The organism is Rhodococcus sp. 06-156-4 (genome assembly GCF_002259345.1).
GTDB classification, from domain to species: domain Bacteria; phylum Actinomycetota; class Actinomycetes; order Mycobacteriales; family Mycobacteriaceae; genus Rhodococcoides; species Rhodococcoides fascians_E.
The window spans coordinates 1-17,929 of record NZ_NPGB01000026.1 but is presented as its reverse complement, the minus strand read 5'-3'; the positions used below and the strand labels follow the sequence as shown (position 1 = coordinate 17,929).

At 63.7% G+C, this 17,929-nt stretch carries 21 protein-coding genes and 1 tRNA gene; 12 read left to right on the top strand and 10 right to left on the bottom strand.

All coding sequences use genetic code 11. The features are described from left to right. Both CH290_RS17555 and CH290_RS17550 read left to right on the top strand, forming a co-directional pair. The gene (locus tag CH290_RS17555) at nucleotides 1-753 is read left to right on the top strand and encodes a DsbA family protein (RefSeq protein ID WP_026347933.1); all 753 of its coding nucleotides are present in this window, start codon (nucleotides 1-3) and stop codon (nucleotides 751-753) included. A gap of 107 nt (nucleotides 754-860) precedes the next feature. Then, nucleotides 861-933 (top strand) — tRNA-Ala (locus CH290_RS17550). 69 nt (nucleotides 934-1,002) lie between these two features. Here the strand turns inward: CH290_RS17550 and CH290_RS17545 are convergent. Then, nucleotides 1,003-1,350, bottom strand: coding sequence for a histone-like nucleoid-structuring protein Lsr2 (locus CH290_RS17545; protein WP_019667997.1), 348 nt, complete (start codon nucleotides 1,348-1,350; stop codon nucleotides 1,003-1,005). A 444-nt stretch (nucleotides 1,351-1,794) separates the two neighbouring features. On the opposite strand from CH290_RS17545, the gene CH290_RS17540 reads away from it, so the two are divergent. Together CH290_RS17540 and CH290_RS17535 are read left to right on the top strand one after the other, a co-directional pair. Then, nucleotides 1,795-2,790: an N-acetylmuramoyl-L-alanine amidase gene (locus CH290_RS17540; RefSeq protein ID WP_027498869.1), complete on the top strand. Its 996-nt coding sequence runs from the start codon at nucleotides 1,795-1,797 to the stop codon at nucleotides 2,788-2,790. 29 nt (nucleotides 2,791-2,819) lie between these two features. Then, nucleotides 2,820-3,887: a CobW family GTP-binding protein gene (locus CH290_RS17535; protein WP_020112067.1), complete on the top strand. Its 1,068-nt coding sequence runs from the start codon at nucleotides 2,820-2,822 to the stop codon at nucleotides 3,885-3,887. Here CH290_RS17535 and CH290_RS17530 read toward each other — a convergent pair. Genes CH290_RS17530 through CH290_RS17520 form a run of 3 tightly spaced genes read right to left on the bottom strand, consistent with a single transcriptional unit; the run spans nucleotide 3,884 to nucleotide 6,560 of the window. Further along, the gene (locus CH290_RS17530; protein ID WP_020112066.1) at nucleotides 3,884-4,297 is read right to left on the bottom strand and encodes a molybdenum cofactor biosynthesis protein MoaE; all 414 of its coding nucleotides are present in this window, start codon (nucleotides 4,295-4,297) and stop codon (nucleotides 3,884-3,886) included. The genes CH290_RS17535 and CH290_RS17530 overlap by 4 nt on opposite strands. After that, the gene (moaCB, locus tag CH290_RS17525; RefSeq protein ID WP_230621125.1) at nucleotides 4,294-5,268 is read right to left on the bottom strand and encodes a bifunctional molybdenum cofactor biosynthesis protein MoaC/MoaB; all 975 of its coding nucleotides are present in this window, start codon (nucleotides 5,266-5,268) and stop codon (nucleotides 4,294-4,296) included. Before moaCB ends, CH290_RS17530 begins: the two co-directional genes overlap by 4 nt. A 44-nt stretch (nucleotides 5,269-5,312) precedes the next feature. Further along, nucleotides 5,313-6,560, bottom strand: coding sequence for a molybdopterin molybdotransferase MoeA (locus CH290_RS17520; RefSeq protein ID WP_230594060.1), 1,248 nt, complete (start codon nucleotides 6,558-6,560; stop codon nucleotides 5,313-5,315). A 131-nt stretch (nucleotides 6,561-6,691) separates the two neighbouring features. Between CH290_RS17520 and moaA the strand changes: the two genes are divergently transcribed. Next, nucleotides 6,692-7,777: a GTP 3',8-cyclase MoaA gene (moaA, locus tag CH290_RS17515; RefSeq protein ID WP_019668003.1), complete on the top strand. Its 1,086-nt coding sequence runs from the start codon at nucleotides 6,692-6,694 to the stop codon at nucleotides 7,775-7,777. After that, entirely contained in the window at nucleotides 7,770-8,012 is a 243-nt protein-coding gene (locus CH290_RS17510; RefSeq protein ID WP_019668004.1) for a MoaD/ThiS family protein, read from the top strand. Before moaA ends, CH290_RS17510 begins: the two co-directional genes overlap by 8 nt. A gap of 6 nt (nucleotides 8,013-8,018) precedes the next feature. Here the strand turns inward: CH290_RS17510 and nadE are convergent, their stop codons facing one another. Both nadE and CH290_RS17500 read right to left on the bottom strand, forming a co-directional pair. Next, on the bottom strand, nucleotides 8,019-8,864 hold the full coding sequence (gene nadE / locus CH290_RS17505) for an NAD(+) synthase (protein ID WP_019668005.1): 846 nt from the start codon (nucleotides 8,862-8,864) through the stop codon (nucleotides 8,019-8,021). 37 nt (nucleotides 8,865-8,901) lie between these two features. Further along, nucleotides 8,902-9,495 (bottom strand): TetR/AcrR family transcriptional regulator, encoded by a 594-nt coding sequence (locus CH290_RS17500; RefSeq protein WP_019668006.1) that lies wholly within the window; start codon nucleotides 9,493-9,495, stop codon nucleotides 8,902-8,904. A gap of 105 nt (nucleotides 9,496-9,600) precedes the next feature. Between CH290_RS17500 and CH290_RS17495 the strand changes: the two genes are divergently transcribed. From CH290_RS17495 to nrdF, 6 genes are all read left to right on the top strand, one after another. Further along, nucleotides 9,601-10,167 (top strand): NAD(P)H-dependent oxidoreductase, encoded by a 567-nt coding sequence (locus tag CH290_RS17495; RefSeq protein WP_020112064.1) that lies wholly within the window; start codon nucleotides 9,601-9,603, stop codon nucleotides 10,165-10,167. 38 nt (nucleotides 10,168-10,205) lie between these two features. Continuing rightward, nucleotides 10,206-10,328 carry a type B 50S ribosomal protein L36 gene (gene ykgO, locus CH290_RS17490; RefSeq protein WP_019668008.1) on the top strand — a complete coding sequence of 41 codons (123 nt, stop codon included), beginning with the start codon at nucleotides 10,206-10,208 and terminating at the stop codon, nucleotides 10,326-10,328. Nucleotides 10,329-10,776: 448 nt separating this feature from the next. Beyond that, nucleotides 10,777-11,010 (top strand): glutaredoxin-like protein NrdH, encoded by a 234-nt coding sequence (gene nrdH / locus CH290_RS17485; RefSeq protein WP_019668009.1) that lies wholly within the window; start codon nucleotides 10,777-10,779, stop codon nucleotides 11,008-11,010. Between the two features lie 38 nt (nucleotides 11,011-11,048). Next, nucleotides 11,049-11,513 carry a class Ib ribonucleoside-diphosphate reductase assembly flavoprotein NrdI gene (gene nrdI / locus CH290_RS17480; RefSeq protein WP_020112063.1) on the top strand — a complete coding sequence of 155 codons (465 nt, stop codon included), beginning with the start codon at nucleotides 11,049-11,051 and terminating at the stop codon, nucleotides 11,511-11,513. A gap of 47 nt (nucleotides 11,514-11,560) precedes the next feature. Then, a complete protein-coding gene (gene nrdE / locus CH290_RS17475) occupies nucleotides 11,561-13,723 on the top strand; it encodes a class 1b ribonucleoside-diphosphate reductase subunit alpha (protein ID WP_019668011.1) in 2,163 nt (720 codons plus the stop codon). Between the two features lie 44 nt (nucleotides 13,724-13,767). Then, a complete protein-coding gene (gene nrdF / locus CH290_RS17470) occupies nucleotides 13,768-14,769 on the top strand; it encodes a class 1b ribonucleoside-diphosphate reductase subunit beta (protein WP_019668012.1) in 1,002 nt (333 codons plus the stop codon). Between the two features lie 27 nt (nucleotides 14,770-14,796). Here the strand turns inward: nrdF and CH290_RS17465 are convergent, their stop codons facing one another. The 4 genes from CH290_RS17465 to CH290_RS17450 form a co-directional block, all read right to left on the bottom strand. Next, the gene (locus CH290_RS17465; RefSeq protein WP_020112062.1) at nucleotides 14,797-14,994 is read right to left on the bottom strand and encodes a type II toxin-antitoxin system antitoxin; all 198 of its coding nucleotides are present in this window, start codon (nucleotides 14,992-14,994) and stop codon (nucleotides 14,797-14,799) included. Nucleotides 14,995-14,998: 4 nt separating this feature from the next. Next, nucleotides 14,999-15,916 carry an SPFH domain-containing protein gene (locus CH290_RS17460; protein WP_027498868.1) on the bottom strand — a complete coding sequence of 306 codons (918 nt, stop codon included), beginning with the start codon at nucleotides 15,914-15,916 and terminating at the stop codon, nucleotides 14,999-15,001. A gap of 137 nt (nucleotides 15,917-16,053) precedes the next feature. Continuing rightward, nucleotides 16,054-16,524: an NUDIX hydrolase gene (locus tag CH290_RS17455; protein WP_019668015.1), complete on the bottom strand. Its 471-nt coding sequence runs from the start codon at nucleotides 16,522-16,524 to the stop codon at nucleotides 16,054-16,056. Between the two features lies 1 nt (nucleotide 16,525). Next, nucleotides 16,526-17,590, bottom strand: coding sequence for an ABC transporter substrate-binding protein (locus CH290_RS17450; protein ID WP_020112060.1), 1,065 nt, complete (start codon nucleotides 17,588-17,590; stop codon nucleotides 16,526-16,528). Nucleotides 17,591-17,929: the final 339 nt, after the last annotated feature.

Sequence of the window (17,929 nt, the reverse complement as noted above, 5' to 3'; positions counted from 1 at the left end):
GTGAGTCAAAAGAGAACATCCGGGGCAAAGTACACACCTCAGCCGACGTCCAACACCTTCACTTACGTGCTTGCGGGCGTCGCACTTGTCGTGGTTGTCGCCGTGATCGTGGTGGCCATCCTCTGGCAGCGAGGTGGCGACGAGCCACGCAACGACGGATACGGCTCGGTCCGCAACGCCGAGGTCGTCTCGACCGTATCCGACGACGGTGTGGTCGAACTCGGTGTTCCGGGTGCGCCGCGCACCGTCGACATCTTCGAGGACCCGATGTGCCCGTTCTGCGGCGAACTCGAGGTGAAGCACGGCCAGGAACTGGCACAGAAGATCGACGAGGGAACCATCGCGGTTCGCTATCACATGGTCGTTCTGCCCCAACTGAATCAGTTGTCCGCGAGCGGCGACTACTCCAGTCGGGCGGTGGCTGCGTCGCGCTGCGTTGCCGAATCGTCCGACGCGATCGTGTACTCCGCGTTCCACGCAGAATTGTTCTCGACAGAGTTCCAACCGGAAGAGAACGGTGAGACCGACCACTCGAACGCCGAACTGGCGGAGATGGCCACGCGTAATGGTGCGAGCACTTCCGTAGCAGACTGCATCACCAGTGGAAGCGCCGCAGACGTAGCCTCTGCCGACGCGGAAACCGCCCGGGCTGCATTGGCTGCGGCAGGAGCCGCCGGCACCCCCGGCGTTCTCGTCGACGGGCAACTCGTCGACGCACTGCGTGAGTCGTCATGGGTCGAATCCATCGGCTGACACCCGCGCTTCGCCGGTGACGCGCTCTGAGCTGCTGATTTGTTCCCGTCAACGACAATGGTGTAACTTCGTTCGAGCAACCGCGAGGTAACGCGGAAGCGAAGTACGGGGCTATGGCGCAGCTGGTAGCGCACCACACTGGCAGTGTGGGGGTCAGGGGTTCGAGTCCCCTTAGCTCCACAAAGAGGAGAGTCACCACCATGGTGACTCTCCTTTTTTGTGTAAGTACTCCGGTCGGTCGCGGCGTTCCTAATGCGCCGCGTCGAAGGCTTGCTCCACGTCCGTCGGAATTCGACCGCGAGTGGAAATCGCGTAACCGTTCGACTTCGCCCATTCCCGAATCGCCTTGGTCTGATTCGCGTCGCGTTTGGAGTTCACCGAAACGGATCCGCCGGACTTCTTCGCGCGCTTTCCGCCCACCCGCAACGAATGCTCGATGTAGTAATCGAGCTTCCGGTGAAATTCCTTGGCGTTCTTGTCGCTGAGGTCGATTTCGTAACCGACACCGTTCACCGAAAAAGTTATGTGCTCGCCGCCGGATTCGATCGGCTTGTCATCGATATCGTCCACCAGTTGGACGAAGACTTTCTTGGCCATATGAAAAGTTCTCCAATGAAGTTCAGGTGCGTCTGCATCACACTCAACGCGACTATACGACCGACCGGGCAATTTATCCATGCACGACGAATTGTCGTCTGCCGCTGTTCGGAGCGGACGTGACGTTCGGTCACTTGGAGTGACCGAACGGTTCATTCGGTCTCGGATGGTTGCTTTTGCGAGCTCGTTTTGTGTGTCACCGAAAGGAATATGAAGTGTGCGGAGGTTTTGGAGTGAACGGCAACGGTTGAGTCACGGCATGCTCACGATTTGCTTCCGAAAGGCTGATTGCTCGTCGATGTGCGTGATGCTGCTGCTTCACTTGGGGCTCAAGTGTCCACTGATTCCTGTGGGAACGACCGAGGGCTCGTGTGGCCTGGTGGCTGTCGGAGTGAGAGGGGAGCGGTGCGCCGGGCTCAGGCCGCGGTGCGCTCACAACCGTCGATGAACAAAACTGGTGTGCTCGCGTTTCTGTCGATCGGACTGCTGTCCGCTGCGGTGATCGCTCCCGCGGCGGCGAGTGCCGATCCGGCCTCCGACTCGACCGGGAACGAACTCTCCGGCAAGACGGTCTTCCTGGACCCGGGTCATCAAGGGACGGGCCACTCGGAGGATCTCACGCGTCAGGTCGACGATGGACGCGGCGGAACCAAGGACTGCCAGACGACGGGCATGACGTCGCTCGGTGGAGTGCCGGAGCACACGATCAACTGGAACGTCTCGCAGCTCGTGAAGTCGAGTCTGGAGAGCCTCGGTGCGACGGTGGTGACTTCGCGGGCGGACGACACCGGTTGGGGCGGCTGCGTCGACGAGAGGGCGGAGGCCGCCACGCGATCGGGGGCCGACGTGGCCGTCAGCATTCATGCGGACTCCACGTCCACAGGCCCGGACGAGAACAAGCACGGCTTCCACCTCATCGTTCCCACCTTGCCGATCCCCGATACAGCGGCCGACGCGGCACAATCGGCGGGTGGGCGACAGGCAACGTCACTGATGCGCGACGCCTACGAACGTGCCGGTTTCACTCCTGCCAACTACGCCGGTGTGACAGACGGTGTTCAGGAACGCGCCGACGTCGCAGGCCCTGCGCTGACGGGTGTACCGCTGGTGTTCGTCGAGATGGGCAACGGATCCAACCCGTCGGATGCGGACACATTGGAGACCACCGACGGTCAACTGAAGCACGCGATCGCGCTGTCCACCGGGATCATCGACTATCTGCTCGGGCCGGACACCGAAGTCGCTCCCGACCAGAACGCAGCCGAGACGGTGCCGTCGGTGCCGACTGTTCCCTCCGCTGCCGATTCGACCGCGGGAAACTCGCTGTCGCGGTTGCTGTCCGAGCTCGCTCCCTACGTCGACGCCGGTGGCGGTGAGGCGGACGTTCGGGCCGTCGCCGATGTCGCGCAAGGTCTGCTCCGTCAGATCCTGACTCGATGACCGAACGCGGCACCGAGTAATCTCGCTGCGTGGCCGAGGCAGACCGAACGATTCCCGTTGTCCTCGTCTCGGGCTTCCTGGGTTCCGGCAAGACGACGCTGCTCAATCACCTACTTCGGCACAATCGCGGAATTCGCATCGGCGTGGTCGTCAACGACTTCGGGTCGATCAACATCGACTCGATGATGGTTGCCGGACAGGTGGACTCGATGGTGTCGCTGGGCAACGGTTGCCTGTGTTGCGCCGTCGACGTGGACGAACTGGACGCGATGTTCGACGTCCTGGCGGGTAGCAAATCCGCGCTCGACGTGATCGTCGTCGAAGCCAGCGGTCTCGCCGAGCCCCGAAATCTCATACGAATGGTTCTGGCGAGCGACAATCCGCGGGTGTCGTACGGCGGTCTCGTCGGGGTGGTCGATGCCGTCGAATTCGCCTCTACCCGAGCCGAACACCCCGAACTCGACCAGCACGTGCAATTGGCCGACCTGGTGGTGCTCAACAAAGCGGACGTACCGTCGCCCGACGCACTGTCGGACATCGAATCCCTCGTCCGCGGCATCGTCACCGACACGCCTGTTCTGACGACCGACCACGGCCGAGTCGACGCCGAACTGCTCTTCGACGTCCCCGAGCGTGTGCAGGATCCCACGCAGGCGCGTCAGATGTCGTTCGACGAGATTCTCTTCGACCACGACCACGACCACGACAGCCATGGCGAACAGGACGACCATGCACATCATCTGCACGCGAAGTACTCCACGACGAGCTTCGAGAGCGACGAGCCGTTCGATCCTCGACGGTTCGTCGACATGTTGGAGAACCCGGCAGGCGACGTCTACCGCATCAAGGGCTTCGTTCACTTCGACGTACCCGGCTACCGCGAGCGCTACGAGGTGAACACCGTCGGCCGGCACATCACGATGACGCCGACGGAGTGGGGCGACGACACCACGAGAATTACCCGGCTCGTTCTGATCGGCACCGACCTCGACGAGGAACTGGCCGAGATTCGGCTACTGGATTGCGTCCGGCGGCCCGGTGACCTCGCCGACGAGTCCGCGATGCTTCCGGTTCACCGGTACGTCCGGTCCGGTTAGAGGCCGACCCATTCCGACGTGCCCGACGCGAAGTGCTGTCGCTTCCAGATGGGTACCTCTGCTTTGATCCGTTCGACGAGCAGCGCACACGTTGCGAACGCCTCGGCGCGGTGGGGCGACGCGACGGCGGCCACGAGGGCGACGTCGCCGATCGACAGGTCACCGACGCGATGCACGGCTGCGACCGGCAGGCCGGATTCTTCCGCCACTTCCACGCAACACGTACGAAGGAACCGTTCCGCCTCGGGGTGGGCCTGGTACTCGAGGGCCGACACCGATTGTCCGCCGTCGTGGTTGCGCACGACGCCGGAGAACAACACGACGGCACCGTGCGTCGGACCGGCGACGGCACTTTCCACCGCCGAGGTGTCGATGGGATCGGCGGATATCGCGGCGAGCAGGTCGGTCATGGGGTGTTCACGTCACTTTCCGAATCGGCGTGGAGTCCGTCTCCAGCAACCTGGGCGAGTAGATGGTCGACGATCGGATCCAGCACCGCCAGGCCGTCTTTCACGCCTCCCGGTGATCCGGGGAGATTGACGACGACGGTGCGGCCCGCCACCCCGGACAGTCCGCGGCTGAGCGTCGCATGCGGCGTGACCTTCGTTCCCCGGAGCCGGATGGCGTCGGATATCCCCGGAAGTTCGCGGTCCAGAACGGCCTTGGTCGCCTCGGGGGTCGCATCGGTCGGGGAGACACCGGTGCCACCGGTGCTGACGACGAGGGCGGGGCCGTCGGTGAGAGCGTCGCGCAGGCCTGCCGCGATCTCTGCGTCGGCGTAGACGAGTGGGCCGCGTACGGTGAATCCTCTGTCGAGAAGCCACGCTACGATGCGGGGCCCGGTCGTGTCCTCACGGGTTCCGTTCGCACCACCGGTAGAGGCGACCAGAACGGCGGCTGTTCGGCCCGCCGGAGATGTTTCTGTCACGGACGTAGGCCCAGCGGAGACGGTGTCCTCACGCGACCACGACCCTCGTTTGCCGCCTTCTTTGCGCACCAACCGAATACCGTTCATCGTCGCCGACGGGTCGACGGCCTTGACCATGTCGTGCAACGTGAGCCCGGCCACGGCGACGGCCGTCAGCGCTTCCATCTCCACTCCGGTCGGACCTGTGGTCTTCGCGGTGGCCTCCACCGTGATCGTGGTGTCGGTGAAACCGAACACGATGTCGACCTTAGACAACGCGAGTTGGTGGCAGAGCGGGATGAGTTCCGACGTCTTCTTCGCTCCGGAGATTCCGGCGATCCGTGCGGTCGCGAGCACGTCGGCTTTCGGCATGCCATCGGCACGCACCAACGCGATCACCTCCGCCGTGGTGGCCAGTTCGCCTGCAGCGACGGCGATTCGAGTGGTGTCCTGTTTGGCGGAGACGTCGACCATGCGCGCCCGACCCTCGGAGTCGAGGTGGGAGAAATTGGACGTGGTCACAGCGGGATCACCTGAACCTTCTCACCGGCTTCGAGGGCCGTCGTGTCTTCGGGAACGTCGACGAGTACGTCGGCCCACGCCATCGCTGCGACGAGGTGTGACCCTGGCCCGGCGACCAACGAGACACCGTCGTCGCCGAGTCGCGCCCGGAGCATCTGTCGCTTGCCGCGGATCGACGTGATCGAGTGCGCCAGCGGGACCGGCCGCGGCTCGATCCGATCCAGGCCTGCCGCCTCTCGCACGATGTTGCGCGCGAAGACCAGAAAGGACACGACCGTGCTCACCGGATTGCCCGGAAAGTCGAGCACGGGCGTTCCCTCGATGGTCGCGACGCCCTGTGGACCACCGGGCTGCATGCGCACGGAGCCGAAACGCCCACCCAGCGGACCCACTACATCCTTCACGACCTCGAAGTCACCCATCGACACGCCGCCGGACGTGATCACGAGTTCGGCTTCGCGGGCAGCGTCGAACAATATTTTCTCGAACTCGCCCCGGTCGTCCGAGCTTCGGCGGACGGAGACGACGTCGGCGCCGTTTGCCCGCAGGTGAGCCGCCAGCGTGAGCCCGTTGGAATCGAAGATCTCGCCGGGACGCAGGGTGCTGCCGGCGTCGACCAGTTCGGCCCCGGTGGTGATGACCGCGACCGTGGGTCGAGAAACCACGGCGACGCTGTCGAGGCCGACCGCGGCGAGCACCGCGATGTGGCGCGGTTCGAGGACCTGCCCGGCCCGCACCAGGATCGTGCCCGCGGTGATGTCGCTGCCCTGCTCACGGATGTAGTCACCCGGTTGCCTCGACACGGTGACGGTCACGGCATCACCAGTGGGCGTTGACCGTTCGGTGTTCTCGACGGGGACGACGGCGTCCGCGCCGACGGGCACGGGCGCGCCCGTCATGATCTTGACTGCCGACCCCGACTCGATCCGGACGATCTCCGACGGACCCGCGGCAACGACACCGTCGACCCGCAGCGTGACCGGAACCGCCGCGACGTCCGATGCGAGAACGGCATATCCGTCCATCTGCGAATTGCGGAACAACGGGAGGTCGACGGGGGAGACGACGTCGGCGTGGACGACGCGACCGAGAGCGTCGGCCACCGACACGGACAGAGGCGTTCTGGTGCGCAGCGGGCGCAACAGTTCTTCGACGACTGCGAGGTGTTCCTCCACCGACGCCGCGCTCGGACGGTGCGCCCGCCCGCCGCCATCCGGTGATCCATCATGCCCAGCACTGCTCATTCCACGATCCTGCTCATTCCACGATCCTATGCGCGCTCCGTCGCGCGAATGTTCGGTGGATCGCACGAAGAATCGGGCGGACGGCATACTGGAGGATGGACAGTCGGACACCGAACATTCGAAGGAGGGTCATGACAGTCGGCAATGCAGTGGGTACCGGTGCCGTCGGGCTCGGAATCCCTTCGATCGGCCGGGCGAGGACCGACACCGTCGAGGACCGGCCGGACGTTCCCGTCCTCGTCGACAGATTCGGACGCGTCGCTCGTGACCTCAGAGTGTCCATCACCGAGAAGTGCTCGCTGCGGTGCACGTACTGCATGCCGGAATCCGGCCTGCCCGCCATCGAGGCTCGAAATCTGCTGACGGCAAGCGAGATCGCCCGCGTGGTCGGTGTCGCCACCTCGCACCTCGGCGTCGAGGAAGTCCGCTTCACCGGGGGAGAACCCTTGATGCGTGCGGATCTGGCGGAAATTCTCCAGCTCTGTTCGGACGCCGCGCCGGGCGTGCCGCTGGCGATGACCACCAACGCCGTCGGTCTCGAACACCGTGTCGACTCCTTGGTGGCCGCGGGTCTCGGACGGGTGAACGTCTCGCTCGACACCATCGACCGGCACCACTTCGCGGAGCTCACTCGGCGTGATCGGCTCCCCTCGGTCCTGGCGGGTGTGCGCGCGGCCAGGCGCGCCGGTCTCGACCCGGTGAAGATCAACGCAGTCCTGATGCCGGAAACGTTGCACGGCGCAGCCGACCTGCTGCAATGGTGCCTCGACGAGGGCGTCGCACTGCGTTTCATCGAACAGATGCCCCTGGACGCGGACCAGGAATGGGCGCGCGCGAACATGCTCGACGCACAGCACCTGCTCGACGTGCTGTCGGCCCGGTTCGAACTGACGGAAATCGGTCGCGCAGACCCGTCGGCTCCCGCGGAGGAATGGGCGGTAGGCGGAACATCCGCCACCGTCGGAATCATCGCGTCCGTCACCAGGTCGTTCTGCTCGGACTGCGACCGAACGCGGTTGACCGCCGAAGGCACCGTTCGGTCGTGTCTGTTCAGTGACGAGGAAACCGACCTTCGCGCAGCATTGCGCGGCGGCGCCACCGATGACGAGATCGCACGGCTGTGGCGCGGCGCGATGTGGAACAAGTGGGCCGGCCACGGCATCGACGCCGCCGATTTCGTACCGCCTGCACGGAGCATGGGAGCAATCGGTGGTTGAGGTCAGGTACTTCGCCGGCGCAGCCGACGCTGCCGGATGCGCGCACGAAACGTTCGATCTTCCCGCCGGAAGCACACTTGCAGCTCTCAAAGCTGCTGTGCAACAAAGACATGGAAGCTCGGTGGTCGACGTGCTGCGAGTCTCGGCGTTTCTCGTCGGCGACGACCTGACCCGTGATGCGGGCACGACGCTCGGCGACAGGGTCGATGTCCTGCCGCCGTTCGCCGGCGGTTAGCGTCCTTCAGTTCTCGGTGGTCCACCAGTCGTCGAACGGAGTGACCGGAACGGCGCGCTTGTGCCTGGTGTCGAGGAACATCCGCTCCAACTTCTCGGCGACCTCGTCGGACACATCCTTGCCCTCGAGATAATCGTCGATCTGGGCGTACGTGACGCCGAGTGCTTCCTCGTCCGGGAGCGCAGGACGGTCGTCTTCCAAGTCCGCCGTCGGCACTTTCTTCCACGTGCTCTCCGGTGCGCGCAGTTCACGTAGCAATGCCGCACCCTGGCGCTTGCTGAGGCCGGTGAGCGGGGTGATGTCGACACCGCCGTCTCCGAACTTGGTGAAAAATCCGGTTATTGCCTCGGCTGCGTGATCGGTTCCCACGACGACGTAGCCCAACTGCCCGGCGAGCGCGTACTGCGCGACCATGCGCTGGCGCGCTTTGATGTTGCCGCGCACGAAGTCTCGGACCTCGGACGTGCCCAGTGCCTCGGCTGCGGAAGCCGCCGAGGCGTCGGACGCCTCCTTGATGTTGACGGTGACCGTCCGGTCCGGACCGATGAAGGTCAGTGCCGTCGTCGCGTCGTCCTCGTCGGCCTGGACTCCGTACGGCAGACGCACCGCGACGAACTCTGCCTCGGCGCCTTCGCTGCGTAGTTCGGCCGCGGCACGCTGGCAGAGCGCGCCCGTGAGGGTGCTGTCCTGACCACCGCTGATGCCGAGCACGAATCCCTTCGCGGGGCTCGAGCGCAGATAGGCCTTCAAGAAATCGACGCGGCGTGTGATCTCCGCCGCGGGGTCGATCGACGACTGGACCGCCAGTTCACGCAGGATGCGGGTCCGAAGTTCCGAGCGTAGTAGTGACATTCGGCCATTCTAGGGGCGGCGAGCGAACTTTCGCCGGTCAGCGGGTGGCTCGGCGCACCAGGTCTTCCCAGCCGTCGGCGAGCCGTTCTATCGGCATACCCAGATCGCGGAACTGATGCATGACCAGTGTCGCTTCGAGTGGGGTCAGCAGGTTGTAGGCCAGCAGTTCCAGATCGCCGCCGACGCCTGCGCTGCGCAGAAGTGTCAGCACATGGGTGTAGTTCACCATGTGAGCAGGTGCGGAGTACCGCACCAGGGCCGAGTTCTCGGCCGCGCGCATGACCTCGCCCTGAACCTCCACCAGTTGCAGCCGAGCGCGGCCGAAGGCGACGAGCCTGTCGATCGGGTCGGCACCCGGGCCCAACGGCGGGGGACCGAACAGGAACGACTGCTGGAGCTCTTTCTCCGTGTGATCGAGCAGAGATTGCATCAGGCCGGATCGACTCCCGAACCGACGGAACACTGTGCCCTTGCCCACACCCGCCTTGGCGGCGAGGCCGTCCATGGTCACGGCGTCGGCGCCGACCGTCGCGACCAGTTCCGATGCCGCGTCCAGCAGGAGCCGCCGGTTACGCGCGGCGTCGCACCGCTCGGTCTCCTCGCCGGCTATGGGCAGCATGAAATCGGTCACAAGGGACAGTCTACCTGCTCGGGAATGGAAGTGGACCGCGGTCCGTTTGAGTGGTAAGAATTGGGTCGAACACCGGCTGCACACTCGAACTCGAAGGAATTACTCATGTCTGATGCACACGTTCTCGTTCTCGTTGGAAGTCTCCGCGCGGATTCGGTCAACAAGCAGATTGCCGATACCGCGGCGTCGCTGACCCCTGAGGGCTCCTCGGCCGTGGTCTACGACGGTCTTGCCGATGTGCCGTTCTACAACGAGGACATCGACGTCGACGGCAAAGTTCCCAGCTCCGCACTCGCGCTGCGTGCAGCGGCGGAGAAGGCCACCGCGTTTCTGCTCGTCACGCCCGAATACAACGGCACCATTCCTGCAGTTCTGAAGAACGCCATCGACTGGCTCTCCCGTCCGTACGGCGCCGGTGCGGTGTCGAAGAAGCCGGTCGCCGTCATCAGCGCGTCGCCGAGTGGTAACGGTGCCAAGTGGGCGCACGACGATGCACGCAAGGCAGTCGGCATCGCGGGCGGCAAGGTGCTCGAGGACGTCGAGCTCACCATCGGCGGAACCATCGACAAGTTCGGAACTGCTCACCCGCGCGAGAACGCCGAGGTCTCCGCCGAGATCGGCGCCGTCGTTGCGGAGTTGGTCAAGGCATCCGACGAGCTCGTCGCCGCCTGATTACGGTAACGGGAATCGTTTTCATGTAGAGTTTTCGTATGAAAGTACGAAACTCACTGAAATCGCTGAAGAACAAGCCGGGCGCCCAGGTCGTTCGCCGTCACGGCAAGGTGTTCGTGATCAACAAGAAGGAACCGCGGTTCAAGGCGCGCCAACGCTGACGGATCGACGGCGCATCAGCGCCTACGGGCGGTCGGAAGAGGCCCTCGGAGTCGACAAGACTCCGAGGGCCTTTCTCGTGTGCGAACCGGACTGTTTCACCCTTCGCGTGCGGCGTGTCGGCTTGCTGTTCTCGGTCACCACGAGTTCGTGTCTTCGATGTGACGCATGACATGAAAGCGTGTCGCACGCGACACGCCGCAGCGACCGAACGATTTGCTCGTCGGCAAGACTGTGACCAGCGAATACCAACGATGTTGTTCGCAACATCTCGTGTTGTAGGCATATGTCGGACACAAGGTGTAGTGTCTGAGCAGTCGAGAGGACACAACGCAGGAAGCCCCGAAAACGGGCTCGAAGCACGGTGAATCGTCTCGAAACTGCTCTGACCCGGGTTGCCGCTCGGCGTCGGAATCGTCGGCCGAGGTCGGTACGGAAAAGGGGAACATCATGAGCATCACCGTCTACACCAAGCCCGCCTGCGTTCAGTGCAATGCCACCTACCGCGCTCTCGACAAAGAGGGCATCGAGTACAACGTCGTCGACATCTCGCAGGATGCCGAGGCTCGTGATTACGTGATGGCGCTCGGCTACCTCCAGGCTCCCGTCGTCGTCGCCGGTGAAGACCACTGGTCCGGATTCCGTCCCGACCGCATCAAGGCACTCACGGCGAGTGTTGCTTGAACTCAGGATGCTCCGGACGTAGGAGGAGATGAGCAGGTGTGAATTTCGCTCCCGCTCCGCCGTCGACGCATCCGATCGTCTACTTCTCCAGCGCATCCGAGAACACGCATCGGTTCGTCACGAAGCTCGCGCTTCCGGCAAGTCGCATCCCGCTCAAGAACCCCGAGGACTTCTCGGTGGACCAGCCCTACGTGTTGATCGTGCCCACGTACGGCGGGGGGATGACGTTCGAGGGCCGCGATACCAGCTACGTCCCCAAGCAAGTCATCAAATTTCTCAACCGCAAGCACAATCGGTCGCTGATCCGAGCGGTCATCGCGGCCGGCAACACCAATTTCGGTGATTCGTTCTGCTTTGCAGGCGATGTCATTTCGCAAAAGTGCGCAGTTCCGTATCTCTACCGATTCGAACTGATGGGCACTCCCGAAGACGTACATCGAGTCCGCGAGGGTCTCGAGGACTTCTGGGAGCGCGAATCCCGCCGCGCGGCGCAGGTCCACTAGCGCAGCGCACACAACACACGACATGTAGAAGGAACTGGAGCGAAGCCGTGGCACCGACCATCACCGAGGTAGCACCCGTCAACGCCGCTCGATCGGACAGCGATCTGGATTATCACGCGTTGAACGCGATGCTGAATCTGTACGGTCCCAACGGCGAGATCCAGTTCGAGAAGGACCGCGAGGCGGCCAACCAGTACTTCCTGCAGCACGTCAACCAGAACACTGTCTTCTTCCACGATCTGGACGAGAAGCTCGACTACCTCGTCGAGGAGAACTACTACGAGCCCGAGGTACTGGACCAGTACTCGCGCGAGTTCGTGAAGTTCCTGATCAACCACGCCTACTCGAAGAAGTTCCGTTTCCCGACGTTCCTCGGCGCGTTCAAGTACTACACGTCCTACACGCTCAAGACGTTCGACGGTAAGCGTTACCTCGAACGCTTCGAGGACCGCGTCTGCATGGTCGCTCTGACCCTCGCGGCCGGTGACGAAAGGCTCGCGACGGATCTGGTCGACGAGATCATCGCCGGACGGTTCCAGCCCGCCACCCCGACGTTTCTCAACTCGGGCAAGAAGCAGCGCGGCGAGCCCGTCTCCTGCTTCCTGCTGCGCATCGAGGACAACATGGAGTCCATCGGGCGCTCCATCAACTCTGCCTTGCAGCTGTCCAAGCGCGGTGGCGGTGTTGCCCTGCTGCTCAGTAACATTCGTGAGGCAGGCGCCCCGATCAAGCGGATCGAGAACCAGAGCTCGGGCGTCATTCCCATCATGAAGCTCCTCGAGGACTCGTTCTCCTACGCCAACCAGCTCGGTGCCCGTCAGGGTGCGGGAGCGGTGTACCTCCACGCGCACCACCCCGACGTCTACAAGTTCCTCGACACCAAGCGCGAGAACGCGGACGAGAAGATCCGCATCAAGACACTCTCGCTCGGAATCGTCATTCCGGACATCACGTTCGAGCTGGCGAAGAAGAACGAGGAGATGTACCTGTTCTCCCCGTACGACGTCGAGCGCATCTACGGCGTCCCGTTCGCGGACATCAACGTCACCGAGAAGTACTACGAGATGGTGGACGACAAGCGAATTCGCAAGACCAAGATCAAGGCGCGCGAATTCTTCCAGACACTCGCCGAGCTCCAGTTCGAATCCGGTTACCCGTACATCATGTTCGAGGACACCGTGAACCGAGCGAACCCGGTGAAGGGCAAGATCACCCACTCCAACCTCTGCTCGGAGATCCTGCAGGTCTCGACGCCGTCGCTGTTCAACGACGACCTGTCCTACAGTCACGTCGGCAAGGACATCTCCTGCAACCTCGGCTCGCTGAACATCGCCAAGACGATGGACTCGCCGGACTTCGGCAAAACCATCGCCGTCGCGATCCGTGGATTGACCGCCGTGTCCGATCAGACCCACATCTACTCGGTGCCGTCGATCGAGCAGGGCAACAACGACTCTCACGCCATCGGCCTCGGCCAGATGAACCTGCACGGATACCTCGCGCGTGAGCGCATCCACTACGGTTCCGTCGAAGGCGTCGACTTCACGAACATCTACTTCTACACCGTGCTGTTCCACGCCATCCAGGCGTCGAACCAGCTCGCGAAGGACCGCGGAACCTACTTCAAGGGGTTCCCGGAATCCAAGTACGCCTCGGGTGAGTTCTTCGACAAGTACACCGACCGGGTGTGGGAGCCCAGTACCGCTCGGGTGGCGTCTCTGTTCGCGGAAGCCGACGTGCACATCCCCACGCAGGCCGACTGGTCCGCGCTGAAGGAGTCGGTGCAGCAGTACGGCATCTACAACCAGAACCTGCAGGCCGTTCCGCCGACCGGATCGATCTCCTACATCAACAACTCGACGTCCTCGATCCACCCCGTCGCGTCCAAGATCGAGATCCGCAAGGAAGGCAAGATCGGTCGGGTCTACTACCCGGCGCCCTACCTGACCAACGACAACCTGGACTACTACCAGGATGCCTACGAAATCGGGTACGAGAAGATCATCGACACCTACGCCGCGGCAACGCAGCACGTCGATCAAGGCCTGTCACTGACGCTGTTCTTCAAGGACACCGCCACCACGCGTGACATCAACAAAGCGCAGATCTACGCATGGCGCAAGGGAATCAAGACGCTGTACTACATCCGGCTGCGTCAGATGGCACTCGAAGGCACCGAGGTGGAGGGCTGCGTTTCGTGCATGCTGTAGGCCGAGGCCGCTGAACTTCACCCGATTCGAACCCAGAGGACACCATGACTGCTGCACCGCACTCGCCCGCGGACGGGGCGAAGATCAAGCTCATCGACCGCGTCTCCGCCATCAACTGGAACCGCGTCCAGGACGACAAGGACGCTGAGGTCTGGGAGCGGCTGACCAGTAATTTCTGGCTGCCGGAGAAGGTCCCCGTCTCCAACGACATCCCGTCGTGGGGCACGCTCAACGCCGTCGAGAAGCAGCTGACGATGCGTGTGTTCACCGGATTGACGTTGCTGGACACCATCCAGGGCACCGTCGGCGCAGTCAGTCTGATCCCCGACGCCGTCACCCCGCACGAGGAAGCCGTCTACACGAACATCGCGTTCATGGAGTCGGTCCATGCCAAGAGTTACAGCTCGATCTTCTCGACGCTGAGCTCGACGCGTGACATCGACGACGCGTTCCGCTGGTCGGAGGAGAACCCGAACCTGCAACGCAAAGCCGAGATCGTCCTCGACTACTACAAGGGCGACGACCCGCTCAAGCGCAAGGTCGCGTCGACGCTTCTCGAATCGTTCCTCTTCTATTCGGGCTTCTACCTGCCGATGTACTGGTCCTCACGGGCGAAGCTGACCAACACGGCCGACCTCATTCGCCTGATCATCCGCGACGAGGCCGTGCACGGCTACTACATCGGGTACAAGTACCAGAAGGGCCTCGAAAAGGTCACCGAAGCCGAGCGCGAAGACCTCAAGAACTACACGTTCGAGTTGTTGTTCGAGTTGTACGACAACGAGGTCGAGTACACGCAGGACCTCTACGACGAGATCGGTCTGACCGAGGACGTCAAGAAGTTCCTGCGCTACAACGCGAACAAGGCTCTCAACAACCTCGGATACGAAGGCCTGTTCCCCAAGGACGAGACCGACGTCAACCCGGCGATCCTGTCCGCACTCTCCCCGAATGCCGACGAGAACCACGACTTCTTCTCCGGTTCCGGGTCGTCCTACGTCATCGGCAAAGCAGTCAACACCGAAGACGAGGACTGGGACTTCTGATCCTGTTCGACAGCGCAGGCCCTCCGGCTACGAGCCGGGGGGCCTGCCCTGCTTCCGCATCGTTTCCGCGTCCTTCGGCATCCGTCCTTGCTCGGTCAGAGCGCGACGCAACAGAAACTCGATCTGCGCATTCGTGCTCCTGAGCTCGTCGGAGGCCCAGCGGGCAAGCGCGTCGTGCACCGCAGGGTCGAGTCTGAGCAGAAGCTTCTTGCGTTCGACGGGCATCGGATTACTGGTAGAGCGATCCGGTGTTCACCACGGGCTGTGTGTCGCGGTCACTGCACAGCACGACGAGCAAGTTGGACACCATCGTGGCCTTCCGTTCCTCGTCCAACTCGACGACGTGCTTGTCCTCGAGCTTCGCGAGCGCCATCTCGACCATGCCCACCGCGCCTTCGACAATCTGCTGACGTGCAGCGATGACAGCACCTGCTTGCTGACGACGCAGCATCGCCTGCGCGATCTCCGGGGCGTACGCAAGTCGATTGATCCGCGTCTCGATCACCTCGACGCCCGCCGATCGAACCCGTGCGTGCACTTCCTCGCTCATCGCGCCGGTGATTTCGTCGGCGTTCTCGCGCAGCGACATTCGACCCTCGGCATCGTACGGGTAGCTACCGGCGATATGCCGGACCGCCGACTCGGTCTGCACCGCGACGAACTCCTCGTAGTCGTCGACCTGGAACGACGCGAGCGCGGTGTCCGCCACCTGCCACACCACGATCGCCGAGATCTCGATCGGGTTGCCGTCTGCGTCGTTGACCTTCGACTGTCCCGTCTCGTGATTGCGAATTCGCGTCGAAATGGCCTTGCGGTACGTCAACGGATTTGTCCAGCGCAAGCCGGGCGTGCGGAGCGTTCCGCTGTACGAACTTCCCAAGAGCTGAAGCACGCGAGCCTGATTCGGCTGCACCAACGTCAAACCCGCAAGAACGGGAAGCGACACGACGAACAACACAGCGCCGACGACAGCCAGCGGGACAACGGTGAACACGAGGCCGAGTACGAACGCCGCAATACCTCCCAGGAAAAGAACGAGCCCGACCCCGAGCATCGACCACCCCGGCAGATCCCACCCCGGCCGTTCGGCAATCGTCGTCGTCGGAGCACCCGTCGGTTTCTCGGCAACAGTCGATGGTCCAGTCACAATGGCCTCCCTCTCAGTAGTGATACTAAAGTGATATCACATTCCGCGCCCGCCGTCGCACCGAACGTGACGTTTGGTCACTTGGAGTGACCGAACGTCACGTTCGGTCCCGAAAGGGGGGTGGGGGAGGAGGCGGCTCAGCGCCGGAACCAGGCTTCGGCGTTGTCGCCGAGAGCGTGGTGGATGCGCAGACGCGAGGTGTCGGCGAGGTTGTCGGGGAGTTCGGCGGGGTCGAACCATGCGACGGCGAGGTTTTCGTCGTCGGCGACGTGTGCGTGTCCGCCGGTGTGGTGGGCGAGGAAGGTGATGTCCAGGTACTGGGCGACGTCACCGTTGGGGTAGGTGATCGGCTCGGTGACGTCGACGCCGGTGAGGCGGACGAGTTCGGCGTCGATGCCGGCTTCCTCGCGGATTTCGCGGAGGGCGGCCGGTCCGGGTTCTTCGCCGGGTTCGAGGATGCCGGAGACGACGGCCCATTTTCCGTTGTCCCGCCGCTGGGTCAGGAGAACCTTGCCGTCGGAGATCACGACGGCGCTGACGCCGGACAGCCAGAGCGGTGACGTGCCGACCTTGTCGCGGAGAGCGAGGACGAATTCGGGGATCGGCATGTCAGGACACGTACGCGTTCAGGGAGTTGGTGACGTCCGCGAGGATCGTGCGGGCGGCGACCAGTCCGCTGCCCGACCACACGGTGTCGTTGACCACGAAGATGCGTCCGTCCTTCGCCGAGCCCAGGTCCTCCCACGCCTCTCCGGTCATGACCGAGGTGCCGTAGTCCTCCCCGGCGTCGCCGTCGAAGCGGACGTAGACGATGTCGCCTTCGGCGGCGGCGACGTCTTCGGCCGATCCGGTGGCGGTGGCGTCGACCTGCGTCGGAGGCCTTTGCACGCCGATCTCCGCGAGAACGGAGCTCGCGAACGTCGAGGGTGCGTCGGTGGAGAAGGAGTCCGGGAGGAACCGCACGACCGACGCCTGCGTCTGCTGGGCGTTGACGTCCCGGCCGACCTGCTCGGCGTCCGCCGTGAAGCGGGCCAGTTCGTCGAACGCGGTCCCGCCCCGCCCCAGTGCAGCGGCCGATTGCAGGAATGCGCCCTTCCATCCCTGGTCGGTGCTGGTGAAGACGGTCGGCGCGATGTCGCCGAGTGCCTCGTACATGTCCGGTCCCAGCGAATCCGCTCCGATGATCAGGTCGGGGGAGAGGCCTGCAATGGCGTCGATGTCCGGTGAGCCCACGGCCCCGACCGACGGGATCTGCGTGATTCCGGTGCCCAGGTACAGCTCCTGATCGCCGTCGCCGCGGAAGTCGGGATCGAGCGGAGCTGCGCCGACGACGCGTTCCCAGACACCGAGCGCGCAGGTGGCGTCCAGTGATGCCGCGTCCAGTACGACGACGCGCATCGGGTCCGCCGGCACGTCCGTGATGCCCTCGCTGTGACCGACCGGGCGGGTGTCACCGTCGATGCCCGTCGGATCCAGGGGTGCAGGAGCCGGGCACAGCCCGACGGTGTCGCGGTCGTTGCCGACGACGCCGGCTCCGGCGATGTTGGTGGTGCTCCGAACGATGGTCGACGCGTTGTCCTCGGAGGACGCGGTGTCCGAACATCCGGATGCGAGCGTCAGTGCTGTCACCACGATCGCAAGGGCAGCGGTGCGCGCCTGAGACGTCTTGGTCAACTCGGATGTTCCTTACGGGAGTCGGGATGCCGTCATACCCTATCGAAGAAGATCGACCGCTCCTCGAATCGCCGGTCTCGCTGGTCGTTCGACGCCGCCCAGCTGGTGCGGGAGCCGAATACGACACACGGTAGGACCGGGTTGGTCAGGCTCGGAGTGCACGGTCTAGGATTCGAATAGCGCAAGACACCAGGACGTCCCGCTTGTCGATCGGGATGGGACGCATCTTCAGGAGGATCAGTGACTGCCCTAGCGCCTAGGCCTACTCCCGCTGTGACGGCGGCTCGGCCTTTTCCGCCGCGGATGGGACCTAAGGGTTCGTTCGTTCACAAGGCGATT

Bases quoted from the DNA above. Each gene is read 5' to 3' on its own strand.
- CH290_RS17465 (WP_020112062.1), bottom strand. From the start codon at position 14,994: ATGCCCGTCGAACGCAAGAAGCTTCTGCTCAGACTCGACCCTGCGGTG.
- ykgO (WP_019668008.1), top strand. From the start codon at position 10,206: ATGAAAGTACGAAACTCACTGAAATCGCTGAAGAACAAGCCGGGCGCC.
- nadE (WP_019668005.1), bottom strand. From the start codon at position 8,864: ATGTCACTACTACGCTCGGAACTTCGGACCCGCATCCTGCGTGAACTG.
- CH290_RS17520 (WP_230594060.1), bottom strand. From the start codon at position 6,560: ATGAGCAGTGCTGGGCATGATGGATCACCGGATGGCGGCGGGCGGGCG.
- CH290_RS17495 (WP_020112064.1), top strand. From the start codon at position 9,601: ATGTCTGATGCACACGTTCTCGTTCTCGTTGGAAGTCTCCGCGCGGAT.
- moaCB (WP_230621125.1), bottom strand. From the start codon at position 5,268: ATGGTCGACGTCTCCGCCAAACAGGACACCACTCGAATCGCCGTCGCT.
- nrdH (WP_019668009.1), top strand. From the start codon at position 10,777: ATGAGCATCACCGTCTACACCAAGCCCGCCTGCGTTCAGTGCAATGCC.
- moaA (WP_019668003.1), top strand. From the start codon at position 6,692: ATGACAGTCGGCAATGCAGTGGGTACCGGTGCCGTCGGGCTCGGAATC.
- CH290_RS17540 (WP_027498869.1), top strand. From the start codon at position 1,795: ATGAACAAAACTGGTGTGCTCGCGTTTCTGTCGATCGGACTGCTGTCC.
- CH290_RS17455 (WP_019668015.1), bottom strand. From the start codon at position 16,524: ATGCCGATCCCCGAATTCGTCCTCGCTCTCCGCGACAAGGTCGGCACG.
- nrdF (WP_019668012.1), top strand. From the start codon at position 13,768: ATGACTGCTGCACCGCACTCGCCCGCGGACGGGGCGAAGATCAAGCTC.
- CH290_RS17545 (WP_019667997.1), bottom strand. From the start codon at position 1,350: ATGGCCAAGAAAGTCTTCGTCCAACTGGTGGACGATATCGATGACAAG.
- CH290_RS17530 (WP_020112066.1), bottom strand. From the start codon at position 4,297: ATGACCGACCTGCTCGCCGCGATATCCGCCGATCCCATCGACACCTCG.